Origin of the sequence: Streptomyces sp. NPDC006335, assembly GCF_040612795.1 — a bacterium.
In the GTDB taxonomy this organism is placed as follows: Bacteria; Actinomycetota; Actinomycetes; order Streptomycetales; family Streptomycetaceae; genus Streptomyces.
In genome coordinates this window covers 1-16,727 of sequence record NZ_JBEXQX010000013.1, presented here as the reverse complement: position 1 = coordinate 16,727, position 16,727 = coordinate 1, and the positions used below count along the sequence as shown (strand labels likewise).

Sequence of the window (16,727 nt, the reverse complement as noted above, 5' to 3'; positions counted from 1 at the left end):
CTCCGCCGAGTCGTGTTGGTGATGGTAACCGTGCGCCGCGGTGTGTAGGCCTCTGGTTAGGCTGGCGCACCGCATTCATCGCAGTGCGCGAAGAGCCCGGGGGAGAGCTGTGAGCACGGAAGACCTGGACGGCGTGGTCCGACGGCGGCTGATCGTGGTCGCGATCGACGGATACGACAATCAGCCGGACGGCTTCGAGCGGGCCATCGCCGAGCAGGTGGACCGGATCACCGGCTGGCTGGCCGACCCGAGTCTCGGTCCTGACCGCCGCTTCGAGGTGAGCCGGGCACCCTCGGTACGTACGGTCGACGAGCTCCGTGACTTTCTGCGGAGCGAGAGCCTCGCGGCCGCCAGCTACCAGGAAGCCGTCGTCGTCTACATCACCGGCCACGGCCTGCGCCGGGACGCGACTCGCCACTTTCTCACGCTCCCCGAGACGGAGCCGGACCGCCCGTTCGCCACGGCCTTTCCCACGAGCGAACTCATCACCGCGATCCTCGACAGCGAGGCCGAGCACGTGATGGTGCTCGTCGACTCGTGCTTCTCCGGCATCCTGCGCGCCGAACTGCAACCGTTGTTCCTAGCCCTGTCCGACGATCGCCGCAGGCACCATGGGCTCGCCGTCGTTACCGCCGGGGACTTCAAAGAGCAGCCGTTGGTGGGCTCGTTCACCCAGCGCCTGGCGCTCGCCCGCGAGCGGATGCTGGACGAAGCTGCCGGCTACACCGCCTCCCACCTGTCCTACGCCGAGTGGGAGCAACTCCTGCACCAAGTGGGGCAACACGACAACGGCCAAGACAAAGACCTGATCAGCGCCGAGTGGATCGTTCCCAATTCCCGTCAACAGCAGTTGAGCGCCTGCCTGCCCAACCCTCGCTACCGGCCTCTGCAGAGCACGGCCGGCCCGGCGCTGCGCCAACTCGCCCTGCCCTCTGCGGCAGGGATGGAGACGGAAGCGGGCGACAGGCCGCCGCAAGGCTCCCTTGATGAGTTCTGGCTCGAGCGGGCGTCTGGGCGCGCGGCCGCCGACGACCCTGGCTGGTATTTCAGCGGGCGTGCCGAGCAGATGACCCGTGTGACCGGGTTCTTGCACGGCGCAGCTGGCGTCCTGATCATCACCGGCGCGGCCGGGTCCGGCAAGTCCGCCCTTCTGGCCCGCCTGGTCACGCTCTCCGATCCGGACTTCATCACGGATCCACACCACGAGGCCATGGTGGCGAACATCCCACCGCAACTACGGCCCGCGCCGAATTCGGTGGACGTCGCGGTGATGGCCCGCAGTAAATCCGTGCGCATCGTCGTGGAGGACCTGCTCACCGCACTCGGTGGCGAGGACGGCACGCACAGAGGGGATGACAGGGAGCTGCCGCTCCAGGCCTTGATCCGGCTGGTGAGCGGCCGGTCCGAGGAACTGGCGAGGCGGGTCACTGTGGTGGTCGACGCGCTGGACGAGGCCGAAGACCCGCTCGCCCTGGTCAATGATGTCATCTTGCCGCTGGCACGTCTGAGGTCGCCGGACAGTGGCAGCCCCGTCCGTCTCCTTCTCGGCATCCGCAGTTCACCCGTTGTGTCCTACACGTCCGACGAGCATCTGCACGATGGGCGAGCGGACCAGCTGTTGAGGCAGCTCACCGAGAGCCTGTCGTCTGAGGACAGCGCTGTGAAGGTAGTCCGCACCGACGGCCCCGAATCCGTTGGCGACATCGCCGCCTATGTCGCCACGCTACTGCTGGCACCAGCGGACAGCCCGTACCACGGAGCACCGGAAGCAGCAGCGGAGGCTTCACGAGCCGTCGCGAAGGCGGTCGCCCCGTCCTTCCTGGACGCTCGCATCGCTGCCGACCAGCTACGCAGGGCAGAAGCCCGCCAGGACTTGACCGAGGAGAGGTGGCTTGAGCGCCTTGCCGATGGCACTGCCGGGCTGCTGCGCGAGGACATCAAGGCCGTTTCCCTGTCGACCAACGTACCGGCCGCCCTGCTGGTTGAGGCTCTACGCGCGACCGCCCTCGCCCCAGGAGCAGGCATGCCCTGGGCCGAGGTCTGGCCAACGGCAACCGCCGCGCTGGTAGCGCAGGAATATGGCAGTGGCTACGCCTCCCCCGAAGCCGCCGATGGCGCCATCCGCAGGCTCCGCTCCAGCCGGCTCACCGGCTATCTCGCCACGGACGAGGAAGACGCCCGTACGGTCTACCGGCCTGTGCACCAGCGACTCGCAGACCTGCTGGTGAAGAACCATGACTGGCTGCTGGCTCCACCCTCGGCCACCGCCTCCCGCTGGCGGCCTCCGGTCGCCGAGTCGCAGATGGTCACCGCACACGCGGCGATCGCAGAGGCACTGGCCAAGCTGGTCAGGCGCTCCCGACCGCATCTGACCCACCCATACATCCGCAGGCACTTCGTCCAGCACGCGGCCGCCGGCAATCTCCTGACCGACGAGGCGGTGCCGCTGGAACTTCTGGCTCAGGAGACCTCGGGCGCACTGCGGGCCCACCTCGGCCTGCCACTCCCGGCAGCGGACCCGGAGCGCAGAACTCTGACAGCCGCCGCAATCATCGAGCCGTACCTCGACAGCAGCGTCGACTACACGTCTCGCCTGAGTAGCATCGTCTTTCACGACAACGTACGACGAGAGGTTCCTGACGGACTCCCGACCGTACCTGTCTGGAGCCAGTGGGCAGCACCAACGAACGTTGTGGCTCCGCCCTCCAGGCAGACAGCCGCCTTGTGCGTCCTGCCGACCATGGACGGACGCACGCTCATCGCAGCAGCCGCAGCAGAAGAGGCGCGTATTCGGGTCTGGGATGCCGCGACGGGCGAACGCACCGCAGAGCTCGATGGGGGTGAACACCCGGATGGAATCCGGCCCATTAAAGCCACGGGCGGACGGACGTTCCTCGTCTCACTCGACACTGCCGGCGTCACGATCTTCGACCCGACGTCGGGTCAGATCATCACCACCGTGTCCCTCCCCGGCGCGGTTGAAGTTCACGTCTTGGAGGACGGCTTCGCGCTGTGGAAACTCTTCATCCGCACCCAAAGCGCCGCGTACCTTTGGAGGCCCTCACCCCGGCACACGCGAACCCCGGCCCGGCACCCCCGTTCCGGGAAGCTGGTCGAGGCCAGCGGATTTCCGCCAGTGAAAACCTGGTACGGATTCCCCAAAACGGCTGTCGTGCGCAGGGCGAGCGGTCATGCTCTGGTCGCTGCCAGCACAGCGAAAGGGATCCGTCTCTGGGACCCTGTGGCGGGACTCGTCGCGCAGGCGCCCTTTGGGGGCCGGACGGCGGCCATACCCACGGCAGTTGCCAGGCCCGACAAAGATGACCTGCTCCTCGTGGAGAACGGACCGGTGGGCCGGTACACGGAAGTGTGGAACCCGTTCACCCGCGTGCGAACGGCACAGCTCGATGGGGGAGGTCGTGGCGCGGTGGCGCTGGCGGGAGGCACGGGGATCGCACAGGTCCTGCGTGGCCGACTTGCTGTACGAGACCTCGACTCCGGCAAAGAGCGATACTTCGAGGCGGACGTCCCGACTGTCGACGCCCTCGCCGTATCGGAGGATCCTGCGGCCCGGCGGGTCTTCTCAGCCGGATCGCAGGGCATCAGAGTCTGGGACATCGACGGCGAGAGCGAGTCCGAGGCTCATCCTGACGTGCGCAGATTCAGGGGAACGCAATACCGGACCCCACGGGCGGCGCCGCCGCTACTCCACATGTGGCTCCTGGCCAGGGCACGTATTCCGCGAAAAGGCGCAGACGCGCCCGTGGATGTTCTCGCCTTGGGCACACCCACGGGGCTGGAAATTCACGACGCGGTGACGGGGAAAGAACTCAAGCGCCTCGACATCGGAGAGGTCGTCGCCGTTCAGGCACTCCCGTCTGCGCCGCATACCGCCCTGGTAGCTGTCACAGGGCGGAGGTCGTGGACCGTTATGGACCTGGTGCCCGGGCACCCCGTGGCGTCCATGCACGTCTCGCAGTTGGGCGGAGGACCATCATGCATGGCGTTGACACCTGCGGGAGGACCGATGCTCGTCATCCTGGAGCGCCCGCGCCCTGCAACGTTCCGCTACTTCGAGTGGGATGCGGATGCGGGCGAAGTAGTGGACTCGGCCGTCGTCTGTGACTGGGACGTTGGCCAGCCCACTTCTCTCGTCGCCGTGCCACCGCGTTGGACCGGCGACCGGGGCGTCGTCGCCGCGGCGGTCGCGGAAGGCATCCTTCTCGTCGACATCGCCTCCGGCGCATGCGCAGGCAGGCTGCGCCTGCCTGCCCCCTGGGTCGGCTCTCAACACCTGTGCAGCTTCACGGCCCAAGGCCGAAACCTGCTCGCCGCCTCGACTCGTACCATCGATGTCCGCGGCGTGACAGACGACGGGGCCGCCATTCACGTATGGGACACAGCCGACGGCACGCTGCTCGCCAGCTGGGCCTCCCCGGACACGCTGGCCCTGACCGGCCTAGACCTGCCCGACGGCCGAACCCTACTGGCCTCAGGTGACGCTGGAGGCGTCCGCATCTGGGACCCCTTCACTGGCTCTCTCCGGCACAGTCTGCTCACCGGTGCGCCAGTGCACGCGCTCGCCGCTGGTTCCGGCCCAGGGGGCACTGTCCTCCATATTCACGGCCCGGCCGGCCTGGCCACGGTGTCGGTGGACGAACGGCTGCTGTGAAGCTTGAGTGCGCAACAGCCGCAATGCTGGAGAGGGCACGCGTGGATCTCTCCGAGGAGATCGCACAGGAACGGGTCCTGGACGCCGCCCGGAAGTCCGTGTGGGAGGCCGTGGTCGCCCTGCCACGACTGTTCATCGCCGTGTGACAGCCCGGCCCGGCCCATACCGAGGCCAGCCCTCCCCACCCATCACACGGGGCACCGCCACCGCATGGTCCCGCCGGCCACTCGTGTACCGAGAGCGGGATGGGAGGTGCCGGGACGTCGGGCTCTGTCAGTGGGGCCCTCTACTGTTCGGCCATGGGATACACAGCAGATGAGCGTCTGGCGGCAGGTCCGGAAGAGAGCCGGTACTTGGAGGCGGTGTTCACACTGGGGGCGCAGGTGGGCACGCATGCCGAGGATCCGGCGAGACCCGTGTACGTCGTCGAGGTGACGGAGGTAAGCCCGATCCGGGTGCCGAGCGGCCGGCTCGTCGTCGCCTCACCCTGGCCGGATGATTCCGACTGGGAGTTGCCCACCCCGGCCGGCCGGGAACTGAAGGACCGGATCCCTCCTGGCGTTCACCGGATGCAGGCCTCCTGGACGGAAGCGCCGTATGAGTACAACGGCGAGCAGTTCGACGGCCGCGAGGCGGTCGCCGTCCGCCTGCTTGTCAGCGATGCCCCAGTGGCCTGCTGGGAGGTGGGCCTCGGTGTCGGTGAGAGCATCGAGCAAATCGTCCACGGTGAGCGGCCGGGTTTCGACTCCGAGGAAAATATGGGGAGTTTCGCCGACGCCACCGCCTGGCCATCGCTGACCGAGCCGTTCCGCCAGGTCTGGCTCGACGTCGATGCGGGCAAGCAGGATGCATCCCTGGCCGCCGAGTCTCTGGGCGAGTCGTTCGAGCGGGTGAGCGACGAGGCTCTCGGAGCCGACCTCGTGACGTTCACGGCCGATGGGGGGAGCGTTGTATGGCTGGGGCGCACGGAGACCGGGAGTATCGCCTCGATCGTCACGACTGGAACGCCTGCCTTTCATAACCGGCTGTTCACAGCCATGTGAGCAAGGCCTGCCGGACGCGGTCGTAGCCCACCGGGCGCGGCGGGTCAGTGCAGGCGGGCACTCCATCCTCGCGTCTTGACGATTACTTGTTGGACGACTCTCTGCGTGAGTACGAAGGTGGGGGTTCGCGACACTCGCGATGAGCATGATCTGTGATCCTGCTGGGCAGTGTGCTTCTGCTTTGTGCGCGACGACACCGTGTGGATGAGGAACCTGGGTACGTCGTACGCCTCAGTAGGCTTGTGCGTCGAACAAAGGAGCGCTGCGCATGAGCTATCGCCTGAAGGCGATCACCCGCGAGGAGCATCTGGCCTTCGTCAAGGCCCGGCCCTCGGTGAGCCACATGCAGGTTCCCTCGTGGGGGGATGTGAAGCCGGACTGGCGGGCGGAGAGTCTGGGCTGGTTCGACGAAAGTGGCCGCCTCGTCGGGACCGGCCTGGTGCTGCTGCGGCCGTTGCCGAAGCTGAAGCGGTACCTCGCCTACCTGCCCGAGGGCCCGGTTATCGACTGGACCGCGGCAGACCTGGAGCACTGGCTTGAGCCGATGCTCGCGTACTTGAAGGAGCAGGGCGCCTTCTCGGTGAAGATGGGACCGCCCGTCGTCGCCCGCCGCTGGAGCGCCGAGGCGGTCAAGGCCGCGATCGCCGACCCGCAGGCCCGTCACCTGCGGGATGTGGGGGCCACTGCGCACGAACCGCGGGCCTTCGACATCGCCGACCGGCTGCGCCGGATGGGCTGGCAGCAGACCGAGCCCGGTGGCGAGGACGGCTTCGCCGCCGGCCAGCCGCGCTACGTGTTCCAGGTCCCCTTCGCCGGGCGGCCGTTGGAGGAGATCCAGCGCGACTTCAACCAGCAGTGGCGGCGCAACATCAAGAAGGCTGAGAAGGCCGGCGTCAAAGTCGTCCAGGGCGGCTACGAGGACCTGCCTGCCTTCTACGGCCTCTACGTCGAGACCGCCGAGCGGGACCGGTTCATCCCGCGCCCGCTGGCCTACTTCCAGCGGATGTGGACCGCGATGCGGGCCGAGGACGACGACCGGATGCGCCTCTACCTCGCCTATCACGAGGGCGAGGTGCTCGCCGCTGCCACGATGCTGACCGTCGGCGAGCACGTCTGGTACTCCTACGGCGCCTCGACCAGCCGCAAGCGCGAGGTCCAGCCGAACAACGCCATCCAGTGGCGGATGATGACCGACGCCCACGAACTCGGCGCGGGTGTCTACGACTGCCGAGGCATCACCGACACCCTGGAAGAGGACAACCACCTGCTGGGACTGCTCCGGTTCAAGGCCGGCACCGGCGGCCAGGCCGTCGAATACCTCGGCGAGTGGGACTACCCGCTCAGCAAGGTTCTGCACAAGGCCCTCGACCTCTACATGTCCCGGCGTTGAGACTGCGGGTCGCGTGCTGATCGTCGACTCCGATGCGGTGCGCGTGGAGCGCCAGTCGCTGGCGGGCGAGTTGACCTGCCCGTCCTGCGGGGCGCCCCTCGTGCCCTGGGGGCACGGCCAGCGACGGGAAGTACGCGGCGATCTCGGAGTTCGCTGGTTCGTACGTCCTCGCCGGTCGCGCTGTTCGGGTTGCCAGGTCACGCACGTGCTGCTGCCGGAGACGTTGTGGCCGCGGCGGATGGATGCGGCCGAGGTGATCGGGGCCGGGCTGGAGATAGCGGCTCTGGGCATGGGGCACCGCTGGGTCGCCGCCCGTCTGGGGCTGTCGGACGGCGCGGTCCGGGGTTGGATCCGCCGCTTCCGCCGCAGGTCGGAGGATGTCCGCCGGTACTTCACCGTCGCCCTGATCGCGCTCGCGGACGATCCGGTGATGCCGGAGCCTGCGGCCTCGCCTCTTGCGGATGCGGTCTCGGTGATCGTGGCCGCCGCCCACCGGGCGGCGGCCACGAAGCTGGTGCATCAACAACAAGGCGATCGGCGTGGTCACCGGCGAGGTCGGCGCGGGCAAGACCGTCGCCCTCAAGGGCGCCGTCGCCTCCCTCGACCCGGCTCGGTTCACCGTGATCTACCAACCCAACCCCGAGGTCGGCATGCGCGGCCTCTAGGACGGCATCGTCACCAGCCTGGGCGGCACCCCGAAATACCAGTCCGCCGCTCTCGCAGCTCAGGCATCCGCAGCGCTGGCCGCCGAGGTCGACGAGAGAGGCCGCATCCCGCGGTCGTTATCGACGAGTCGCACCTCCTCGACCACCACGAGCTGGACCCGATCCGCATGCTCACCAACTACGACATGGACTCCACGACGCCGTTCGCGGTGTTGCTGATCGGGCAACCCACCCTGCGCAAACGGATGAAGCACGGCATCCTGGCGGCCCTGGACCAGCGCATCTCGATCAGCTACCAGATGCCGACCATGAACAAGGACGAAACCGCCAGCTACATCAAGCACCACCTGACGATCGCCGGACGGTCCGATCCGCTGTTCTCCGACGACGCCGTCGACCTGATCCACCTCACCAGCCGCGGCCTGCCCCGCTCGGTCAACAACATCGCCCTGCAGTCCCTACGGGACTGACCGGGCGGTTGAGCGGGGCGCATTCCTGATCGCCCGGGGCCGGGACGGCCCACGTCTCAGGCCCGCCCGCGGGCCGACCCCCGCGCCGGGGCGGGCGGCAGCGGGTTGTCGGGGCGTGCGGCAGCGGTTTCTCCATACTTCCGGCAGAAAACGTGCAACCTTTCGGCCAATCCAGCTGTCTCCCCTACTAGGACATTCACCCGCTTGGGGGACGAGATGGTTAGAAATAGGACAGTCTGGGTGACGGCGGCTCTCATGGCCACCACGCTGGGAGCGGCCACGGCGCCGGCCATGGCCGGCACCGCCCCCGCCACGCAGGCGGCGACCGTCTGCCCGGCCGGCTGGGGCAGCGTCGGAAAGACGAACTCGGCCAGCACGGCCGGCCACTACGTCACGAACGCCAGGACCGGCCGCCACGACTGCTATGACCGGTTCGTCATCGACGTCCCCGGTGCGCCCGCCGACCAGCTCGGCTACAGCGTGCGGTACGTCGACCAGCTGATCCAGGACCCGACCGGCCACCGCATCCCCGTCAGCGGCGGCGCCATCCTCGAAGTGATCGTGCGCGCACCCGCCTACGACATCGACTCCGGCACCCCCACCTACCCCGGCCGGGCGGGCAAGCTGTTGCCCGGCGTGAACCTCACCGGCTACCGCACCTTCCGCGACGCCAAGTTCGCCGGCACCTTCGAAGGCCAGTCCCAATTCGGACTCGGACTACGAGCCCGACTGCCCTTCCGCGTACTCCAGCAGGCCGGACACCTCGTCGTGGACGTCGCCCACACCTGGTGAACCACCCACCACCCCGTACCCGAACCGAACCGAGCCGCGCTGCCACGGTCGGGAGCCATGAGCTGGCTTCCCGATGATTTCGTCCACCCTGTCCGGGTGCCGCTCCGCCTCGTAGGCGGCATCCGCCTCCGCTACGGCGTCTCGCTCGCCATCAACCGACGGTGCTGCGCGCGCGGATGGCGGCCAGCCGGTCGCACCGCGGCGTCGCGTGACGGCTGTGGGAGCGTCAATGTCTGCCGCTAGCATGGGAGTTGCTGCATCATGTGCTGTCTGGCCGCATTTCGCGGCCGACTGCCGGGATGCGTGTAACCGGGAGGCTGAGCCGACGTGGGTGTTCCTGCCCAGCAGGGGCCGGGCGAGGATCTGGTCCCTGTGTGGGGGCGCAAGCTGACGGTGCCGTGTACGCACTGCACCCTGGCGACGCAGCGTCACCGCACCCTGGACTTCGACGGTGTGAACATTTACCGGTCCCAGGCCGGTCCTGATCCGGCTCGTGTGGTGGAGGGCGAGGATCCGTCGCTGGAGCGGGTGTGGATCGCGCTGATGCCGGGGGACTGTCCGGCGAGGCTCTTCGCGGACACGGAGCTCTACCATCTGGTCGGCGGGATTGCCTGGCCAGGCCCGCATCACCGCGACTACGGCAACGCCAAGGTCGACCACAACGCGCGCTTAGAGGGTTCAGAAACCTGCGCACGAAGACCGGGTCTCCGGCTGGTGCACCGAAACCTTCCCATCCCGGCCATGGCCGGCCACAAGGTTCGAGAAACCGCCGCCCCGCCACCCGTCACGACGTAGGCAGAGTCCTCGCCACCGGCGAGGCATTCAGCCGTACCGCTCACCACAAGGTCGGCACAAAACCGCGCCGAACTGGCTGAGGAAAGGGTCAGACGCGCAGCAGTGAGGCGTGGATGCGGGCGATGGCCCGCAGCACTTCGTCGCGATTCTTGGCCTGCTGCATCCAGGCAGGCAGGCAGGCCACTACGGTCATCTTCCGGCCGTGGTCGCGCCAGGGAATCCCTTCACGCAGTGGTGCCTGCACAAACCGCTTGATCAACTCCAGGTGCTCCAGGTTATAGGCCCATACCCACCCGTGCCGGGTCTCGATCTGCAGCCAGAGACGCACATCGAAGTACGGGTCTGTGGCCGGCGCATGCCGATCCCGGTGCAACGCCACACCACCACGGCTCCAGTCCTTGGCCATCCCGCAGCTCCGACAAACGAGACGCCTCCGTGCGAAGAGGCCCTGGTCATGAACCCCAGACGGGTCTGGTGCTGTACCGACATGCGCGACCTTTCCGCAGCCGGGACAGCACACGAGAACCGACGTGAGGAAGTCGTACTTCGTGCTCCGGGGGTCTTGGAACCGGTGGTGCATGGAGATCGAGCTCATCGGGCCAGTATGCGAGCCGCACGCCCAAGGCTCCTAGGAGTTAAATCTCAAGCTAGGTAAGTGTTCTTGATCCCCAGTTGACGAACGGCAAGGCGGCACCGGTGGCCATGGTGTCCGGCGTCAAGGCGTCCTGTGCGGCTGGGCTTCGCTGTGAGACGGCTTGGGCGTGATGGTGCGCAGGAGTATCCGGGAGGGCACCACCCACATCAGGCCGAGCAGGGCGCCCAGGGTCGCGATCCACAGACTGGGGCGCAGGCCGATCGTTGCGCCGAGCCACCCGCCTGCCAGTGCGCCGATGGGTCGGACGCCGTAGTTGCACAGGCGGCTGGCTCCTGCGACGCGGGATCGTAGCGTGTCGGGTATCAGCGACGCCGTGAGTGATCCACCTGCGATATCCAGGACCATCACGCCGAACCCGGAGCCGAACTCCGCCAGAAAAAGACACGTTGCCGCAAATAGTACGGGGCCCTGCGCCAGGGGGACCAGCACCAGCGGAGCGGGGAAGGCGAAGAGACCTGGGGCCGTCCGGGATGCTCTCGTCCACGTTCGCCTACGACACGACCAACCGGATGACCCGGTACACCGACTCGACGGGCGCCACGACCCTCTACCAGCTGGACGAGCGGCTGCAGATCGTCGCGGAGACCGACCCGGTGGGCCACACCACCTCCTACGTGTTCGATGCGCGGGACCGGATTCTGGAGCAGACCGACGCGCTGGGCCGCACCGTGCGTTTCGAGCGCGACGAGCGGGGCAACCTGGTCGGGTTCGTCGCGCCCGATGGGGTCCGCACCAGCGCGGTCTTCAACGACTGGGACCTTCCGGTGACCATCACAGAACGCGGGGGCCGCCAGCGGCACTTCGCATACGACGCGCGGGGCAACCGCACCGCGGTCATCGCTGTCGACGGGGCCCGTACCGACTACGAGGTCGACGAGAACGGTCACGTCACCGCGGTGCGCAACGCGGCCGGAGAGGTCACCCGGATACGCAACGACGCAGCCGGTCTGCCGGTGGAGATCACCGCCCCCGACGGAGCCCGCGTGAGCCTGGCCCGGGACCGCTTTGGCCGGCTCACCGAGGTGACGGACGCCCTCGGCGGCACGATGCGCATGACCTGGACCATCGAGGGCCGGCCCCTTTGGCGGGAGCTGCCCGACGGCACGCGCGAGGAGTGGGCCTGGGACGGCGAGGGCAACCTGCTCGCCCACACCGACCGGGCCGGGCACACCACCACCCACGCGGTCACCCACTTCGACCGGCGCACCGCCACCCGCACCGCCGATGGCGCCGCCTACCAGTTCACCCACGACAGCGAACTGCGCCTGGCCACCGTCGTGAACGCACAGGGGCAGCAGTGGCGCTACCAGTACGACGCCGCCGGCCGCGTGACGGCGGAGACGGACTTCGACGGCCGCACCCTGACCTACGAACACGACGACCTGGGCCGTCTGACCCGCCGCACCAACGCCGCCGGACAGTCCCTGACCTACGAGCGTGACCTTCTGGGGCGGATCGTGCGCATGCAGCACGACGACGGCACCACCTCCACCTTCACCTACAACACCGCCGGTCATCTGGTGGAGGTCACCAACCCCCACGCCCAGATCCACCTCGAACGCGATCCGGGCGGGCGGGTCGTGACCGAGAGCGTCAACGGCCGCGCCCTGGAGCGTGCCTATGACGTGCTGGGCCGGCGCACCCACCGGCGCACCCCGTCCGGTGCTACCAGCACCCTCGCCTACGACCACTGTGGGCTCGCGGCGTATACGGCGGGCGAGCAGACCTTCCGCTTCGAACGCGACGTACGCGGACGGGAAGTCTCCCGCACCCTCAACGGCCAGCTCACCTTCAGCCAGACGTGGGATCCCGTCGGCCGCATCGCGAACCAGGCCTTCACCGGCCCGCACGACACCCTCTTCGAGCGCTCCTTCGCCTACACCCTCAACGGCGCCCCGCACACCATCGAGGACTCCCGCACCGGCCGGCGCACCTACACGCTGGACGCAGCAAGCCGCATCACCGCCGTCACCGCTGAGGGCTGGAGCGAGCAGTACGCCTACAACACCGCCGGCGACCAGGCCCACGCCGCGCTGCCGCCTGGCACCCCTGGACAGGACGCCGCCGGTGAACGCACCTACTCGGGCAGCCGGATCACCCAGGCCGGCCGCACCCGCTACACCTACGACGCCCAGGGCCGCCTCGCCCAAAAACGCCTCACCACGCTCAGAGGCAAACACCTGACCTGGACGTTCACCTGGGATGCCGAAGACCGCCTCACCCAGGTCCAGGCCCCCGGCGACGTGTCCCGCCCCTACGAGATGAACGCAGTCATCACCCGGGACATGCTCGACGAGGGCACCCACGCGCGGAACTCGCTGGAGCCGCCCTGCTTCCCGACCCCCTGGGTCTCGCCCCGGCCGTCAACCACTACACCTACGTCCCCAACCCCTTCACCCCCACCGACCCGCTCGGCCTGGCCGGCTGCACGGCGGATCCGACCTGGGGCGGGTTCTACGATGCGCTGGGCCGCCGCACCGCCAAGCACCGGCTGCGCGCCGGCGGCGACTACAACCAGGCCCGCGGCCACATGCTGGCCCGGATGCTCGGCGGATCCGGCGACACCCTCGACGACCTCTTCACCATCACCCAGAACCCGACCAACAGCCCCGACGTGCGCGATCACGAGCAGGACATCTACAACGCCGTCCAGCACAACGGTGAAGTCGTCACCTACAACGTCTACCTCGAATACAGCGACGACCTGCCGGACTCGGTCCCGAAGTACATTCAGCTCGAAGTCCACGGCACCAAGGGCTTCGCCCTGGACCAGCTACTGGACAACCCCGCCCACGAGCAGCAACAGCGACACCGACGAGGACTCCTGTGAGCACCATCGACGACCTCACGCGTATCTGCCCGCCACCCGCGGCCCCACCCGCAGTGGACTGGACGGCCGCAGAGGGTGGTCTCGGCCGCCCGCTGCCCCGAGACTACGAAGAGCTCGCCGCCGCGTACGGGCCGGGCAGTTTCTGCAACTTCCTGCACGTCTACCACCCGTCCGGCAGCCTCGCCGGGCCCCTGGCCTCAAGCGTCCAGGAACAACTCCAGCGCGACCGCGACCAGGGCACTTTCCCCGTGCCGCACGACCCGCGGCACCTCCTCGTCGCGGGAGTGACCGACAACGGCAACTACCTCTTCTGGATCACCGAACCCGAGACTGAGCCTGATGCGTGGCGTATCGCCATCAACGAGGCCCGTGGTCACGACTGGTACACCTACGACGGCACCCTCACCGACCTCCTCATCGCCTTCCTCAGCGGCGAACTCCACATCCCCCTCTTCCCCACGGACGTCCTCCACCAGGGCATCACCTTCACGCCCTCCCGTCGTGACGATGCAGCACCGCCAGCGCCCCCCGCGAGCCGGTCAGTCGACACCAACACCGTCCGCGAGTGGGCCCGCGCCAACGGCTACGACGTCCCCGACCGAGGCCGCATCCCCGCAGCCATCCGCGCCGCCTGGCAGCGAGCCACCCAAGGCGAGCAGTAGCGTTCGGCCGTTCGGCCACAGGGGATATCCGGCCTGGTGTGCCGCAGGATTGCAAGCGCACTCGCGCCGCTTCGGAACAAGCCCGTCTCACCCGCGTGACCGCGACTTCGCAGGTGGCCGCCGAACATCCTGCCCGGGGGCTTCGCCGGTAGCAGCTCATCGTCAGGACAGCCGGAGACGGGCACGAGGAAAGCCGCATTCATGGAACATCCACGCAGGAAAGCGTCATGAACACCGCACTCGCCCGCCTCACCCAGTTGATCACACCGCCCTCCGAACCCCGGGCCACGGACTGGGACGCGGTCCAGGAGCAACTCGGCATCACCCTCCCCTCCGACTACAAGGAGCTCATCCGCGCCTACGGCGGCAGTAACTGGGATGACTACCTTTACCTCCTCGAGCCAGGCTGCCCCAACGACAACTACGACCTGATCGAGTGGGAGGACCAGCAGACCGAAGCCCTCCAAGGGCTCTGGGAGTTCGAGAAGAAGCCCGACGAACTCGCGGATGCCGGCAGCCGGGTCATCCCCTGGGCCACAACCGACAACGGTGAGTGCCTCTACTGGCTGGTGAAGACGGGCCAGGATCCCGATCAGTGGACGGTCATGGTGAACGAGGCCCGCGGCGATCGCTGGGAGCACTACCAGATGACCTGCACCGAGTTCCTCCTCGCCGCCCTCGAAGGCGACGTGCACTCCGACGCGCTCTCCTCCCGCTTCCCGCGCACCACGCACGAATACCGACAGCTGACAGCCGTCTGAACAGTCCCAAGTCCGTGCACGAGACAGTCCCCGGCCGGCCGAAGCCGCCCCGGGTGCCGCTAGCAGTCCAGAGGGCATTGAAGCTCACCGTGAGCTCTCGCAAATCACCGGACCAAACGCTCGGTCAGTGTGCGGTGAGGGCCGTCGGCTACTCCTGCTCTGCTTTTTGGACGGATCCGAGCAGTCCAGGGTCTGCGGCGCTGACCTCTGAGACCGCGTTTGAGATCTGCCGTGTCCCAGGGCGGGCGTGGCTGTTGAGCCTTGCGTGAGTGGTTCTGGGGGCGGGTATCCGTCGGATCTGACGGATGAGCAGTGGGTTCTGGTCGAGCCGCTGCTGCCGGCGGCGAGGGTCGGGCCGAAGGGCGGGCGGCGGGAGAAGCACCCACGTCGGCGGATCGTGGACGCGATCTTCTACGTGGTACGGACCGGGTGCGCCTGGCGCCAGCTGCCGAAGGACTTCCCGCCCTGGCTTACCGTGTACTGGTACTTCACCTGGTGGCACGACGACGGCACCGTCGAGCAGGTCCACGACACGTTGCGCGGCCGGGTCCGTGAGGCCGACGGCCGTAACGCGGAGCCGAGCGCCGGGCTGATCGACTCGCAGTCTGTGCGCACGGCCGGCACGGTCCCCGCCAACACCCGGGGCCTCGATGCGGGCAAGAAGGTCAAGGGCCGCAAACGGTTCATCGTCACGGACACCCTGGGCCTGCTGCTGGCGGTTCACGTGGTCGCGGCGAACATCCAGGACCGCGACGGCGCGAAGCGTTCGTTGCTGTGGACCCGCCTAGACCATCCGGGCGTGCAGAAGATCTGGGCGGACCAGTGCTTCGCCGGCCGCCTCGTGGAGTGGTCATGCACGATCCTCGGCCGCGAGCTGGAGATCGTGCGCAAGGCCCCGGGCCAGCGCGGATTCCAGGTCCAGCCCAGGAGATGGGCGATCGAGCGCACCTTCTCGTGGCTCATCGCCCACCGCCGCCTCGCGCGTGACTACGAGGCCAGCCCGGCCCGCTCCGAGACCATGATCCGCTGGGCAATGATCGGCCTCATGGTCCGCCGACTCACCCGCGGCCGGCCGGCGACGCGTCCGGGCCCGCGCTTGCTCCGGCGAGACGTTCCGTAGATAACGCCGGCCTTCCCTTCAATGGGACACGTCCTGCGGCGGTGCTCTATCGAGCCAGAAACCGTTCAACCTTCTGTTGCAGGTCAGGCGGCAGGTCGGTCAAGTTCGAGATGATCACGCGAAGCTCTCGGCCGAGTTCGGAGGACTCCGTCCAGACCGCTGGGTTCCTGGTGAGGACCGCGGCCAGCAGATCACCTTCATACATGTGCCCTTCTGCCATCGGGTTGTCCCGCAGCACCTCCAGTGCCAGTGGCAGCAGGTAGGGCAGTCCTATGTCCTGCCCGATCAACAAGCGCATGTCCTCGACGGTCAGCTCGCCGATCGGCCGACGCCGCAATGCGTGTGCAGTAGCGACAAGGCCGGTGGCGCCGGCTGATGGAGCCGGCCAGCGGTCGCGTTCAAGCTCTTCAAGAGAGCGGTCACGATTCAGGGGTCGCGTCACCGCCCGATTGTCCTACGACGAGATCTCAAACGCGGTCTGAGAGAGCGGTGATCCTGCACTGCCGTGAGCCGATTCGGACACAGTTACGCCGGTCGACTAAACGTTCCTGCCCTCTCAGCACATGTATAGGTGTACGCGTTTCGGACTGAGACAAAGAGGGTGACTGGGAGATGTGGACGGAGCTGGGGCTGGACGGCCCTACCTGGCCCACCGTGTGCGTTGTGCTGCTGTTAGGCAGAGCGCTCAGGCTGCTAGTGGAACGGTCCCGCCGCAGGACGCTCGTCGAGGTCGCGACACGCTCGCCGGCCGGCACGCAGGTGGTCCAGGACGGCAGTCCGGACGGGCCTGCCATGTGGATCAGTGTGGGAAGCGGTCCCACGGCCCCTTCCGCGGGCAGGGAGTCCGGGTGAGCCGTATCCCACCGAAGCAC

The 16,727-nt window shown here is 68.0% G+C and carries 13 protein-coding genes and 3 pseudogenes; 13 read left to right on the top strand and 3 right to left on the bottom strand.

Features of this window, described 5'->3' with window-relative positions; translation table 11 throughout:
- The first annotated feature begins 109 nt into the window (after nucleotides 1-109).
- The 8 genes and pseudogenes from ABZ098_RS30200 to ABZ098_RS30165 all read left to right on the top strand — a co-directional run.
- Nucleotides 110-4,672 carry an AAA family ATPase gene (locus ABZ098_RS30200; protein WP_356596482.1) on the top strand — a complete coding sequence of 1,521 codons (4,563 nt, stop codon included), beginning with the start codon at nucleotides 110-112 and terminating at the stop codon, nucleotides 4,670-4,672.
- Nucleotides 4,673-4,971: 299 nt separating this feature from the next.
- Entirely contained in the window at nucleotides 4,972-5,715 is a 744-nt protein-coding gene (locus ABZ098_RS30195) for a DUF4241 domain-containing protein (protein WP_356596480.1), read from the top strand.
- Between the two features lie 268 nt (nucleotides 5,716-5,983).
- Complete coding sequence (locus ABZ098_RS30190) at nucleotides 5,984-7,105, top strand: peptidoglycan bridge formation glycyltransferase FemA/FemB family protein (protein ID WP_356596478.1); 1,122 nt, start codon at nucleotides 5,984-5,986, stop codon at nucleotides 7,103-7,105.
- Between the two features lie 13 nt (nucleotides 7,106-7,118).
- Nucleotides 7,119-7,358 (top strand): annotated as a pseudogene (locus ABZ098_RS30185) (DUF6431 domain-containing protein); the annotation flags it as partial.
- Between the two features lie 286 nt (nucleotides 7,359-7,644).
- A complete protein-coding gene (locus ABZ098_RS30180; RefSeq protein ID WP_356596909.1) occupies nucleotides 7,645-7,770 on the top strand; it encodes a hypothetical protein in 126 nt (41 codons plus the stop codon).
- 35 nt (nucleotides 7,771-7,805) lie between these two features.
- Nucleotides 7,806-8,240, top strand: coding sequence for an AAA family ATPase (locus ABZ098_RS30175; protein WP_356596883.1), 435 nt, complete (start codon nucleotides 7,806-7,808; stop codon nucleotides 8,238-8,240).
- Between the two features lie 255 nt (nucleotides 8,241-8,495).
- Nucleotides 8,496-9,032, top strand: coding sequence for a hypothetical protein (locus ABZ098_RS30170; protein WP_356596881.1), 537 nt, complete (start codon nucleotides 8,496-8,498; stop codon nucleotides 9,030-9,032).
- Between the two features lie 671 nt (nucleotides 9,033-9,703).
- Nucleotides 9,704-9,907 (top strand): annotated as a pseudogene (locus tag ABZ098_RS30165) (transposase); the annotation flags it as partial.
- An 8-nt stretch (nucleotides 9,908-9,915) separates the two neighbouring features.
- On the opposite strand, the gene ABZ098_RS30160 reads toward ABZ098_RS30165, so the two are convergent.
- Complete coding sequence (locus tag ABZ098_RS30160) at nucleotides 9,916-10,233, bottom strand: hypothetical protein (protein WP_356596476.1); 318 nt, start codon at nucleotides 10,231-10,233, stop codon at nucleotides 9,916-9,918.
- Between the two features lie 309 nt (nucleotides 10,234-10,542).
- The gene (locus ABZ098_RS30155; protein ID WP_356596474.1) at nucleotides 10,543-10,911 is read right to left on the bottom strand and encodes a hypothetical protein; all 369 of its coding nucleotides are present in this window, start codon (nucleotides 10,909-10,911) and stop codon (nucleotides 10,543-10,545) included.
- Between the two features lie 41 nt (nucleotides 10,912-10,952).
- Between ABZ098_RS30155 and ABZ098_RS30150 the strand changes: the two are divergent.
- The 5 genes and pseudogenes from ABZ098_RS30150 to ABZ098_RS30130 all read left to right on the top strand — a co-directional run.
- Nucleotides 10,953-11,981, top strand: a pseudogene (locus tag ABZ098_RS30150) (hypothetical protein); the annotation flags it as partial.
- A 1,031-nt stretch (nucleotides 11,982-13,012) separates the two neighbouring features.
- Entirely contained in the window at nucleotides 13,013-13,312 is a 300-nt protein-coding gene (locus tag ABZ098_RS30145) for a DNA/RNA non-specific endonuclease (RefSeq protein ID WP_356596879.1), read from the top strand.
- A 284-nt stretch (nucleotides 13,313-13,596) separates the two neighbouring features.
- Nucleotides 13,597-13,974 (top strand): histone-like nucleoid-structuring protein Lsr2, encoded by a 378-nt coding sequence (locus ABZ098_RS30140; RefSeq protein ID WP_356596472.1) that lies wholly within the window; start codon nucleotides 13,597-13,599, stop codon nucleotides 13,972-13,974.
- 227 nt (nucleotides 13,975-14,201) lie between these two features.
- Entirely contained in the window at nucleotides 14,202-14,735 is a 534-nt protein-coding gene (locus ABZ098_RS30135) for an SMI1/KNR4 family protein (RefSeq protein WP_356596470.1), read from the top strand.
- A 265-nt stretch (nucleotides 14,736-15,000) separates the two neighbouring features.
- Nucleotides 15,001-15,855 carry an IS5 family transposase gene (locus ABZ098_RS30130; RefSeq protein WP_356596468.1) on the top strand — a complete coding sequence of 285 codons (855 nt, stop codon included), beginning with the start codon at nucleotides 15,001-15,003 and terminating at the stop codon, nucleotides 15,853-15,855.
- Between the two features lie 46 nt (nucleotides 15,856-15,901).
- On the opposite strand, the gene ABZ098_RS30125 is transcribed toward ABZ098_RS30130, so the two are convergent.
- Nucleotides 15,902-16,297: a contact-dependent growth inhibition system immunity protein gene (locus ABZ098_RS30125; protein WP_356596466.1), complete on the bottom strand. Its 396-nt coding sequence runs from the start codon at nucleotides 16,295-16,297 to the stop codon at nucleotides 15,902-15,904.
- Nucleotides 16,298-16,727: the final 430 nt, after the last annotated feature.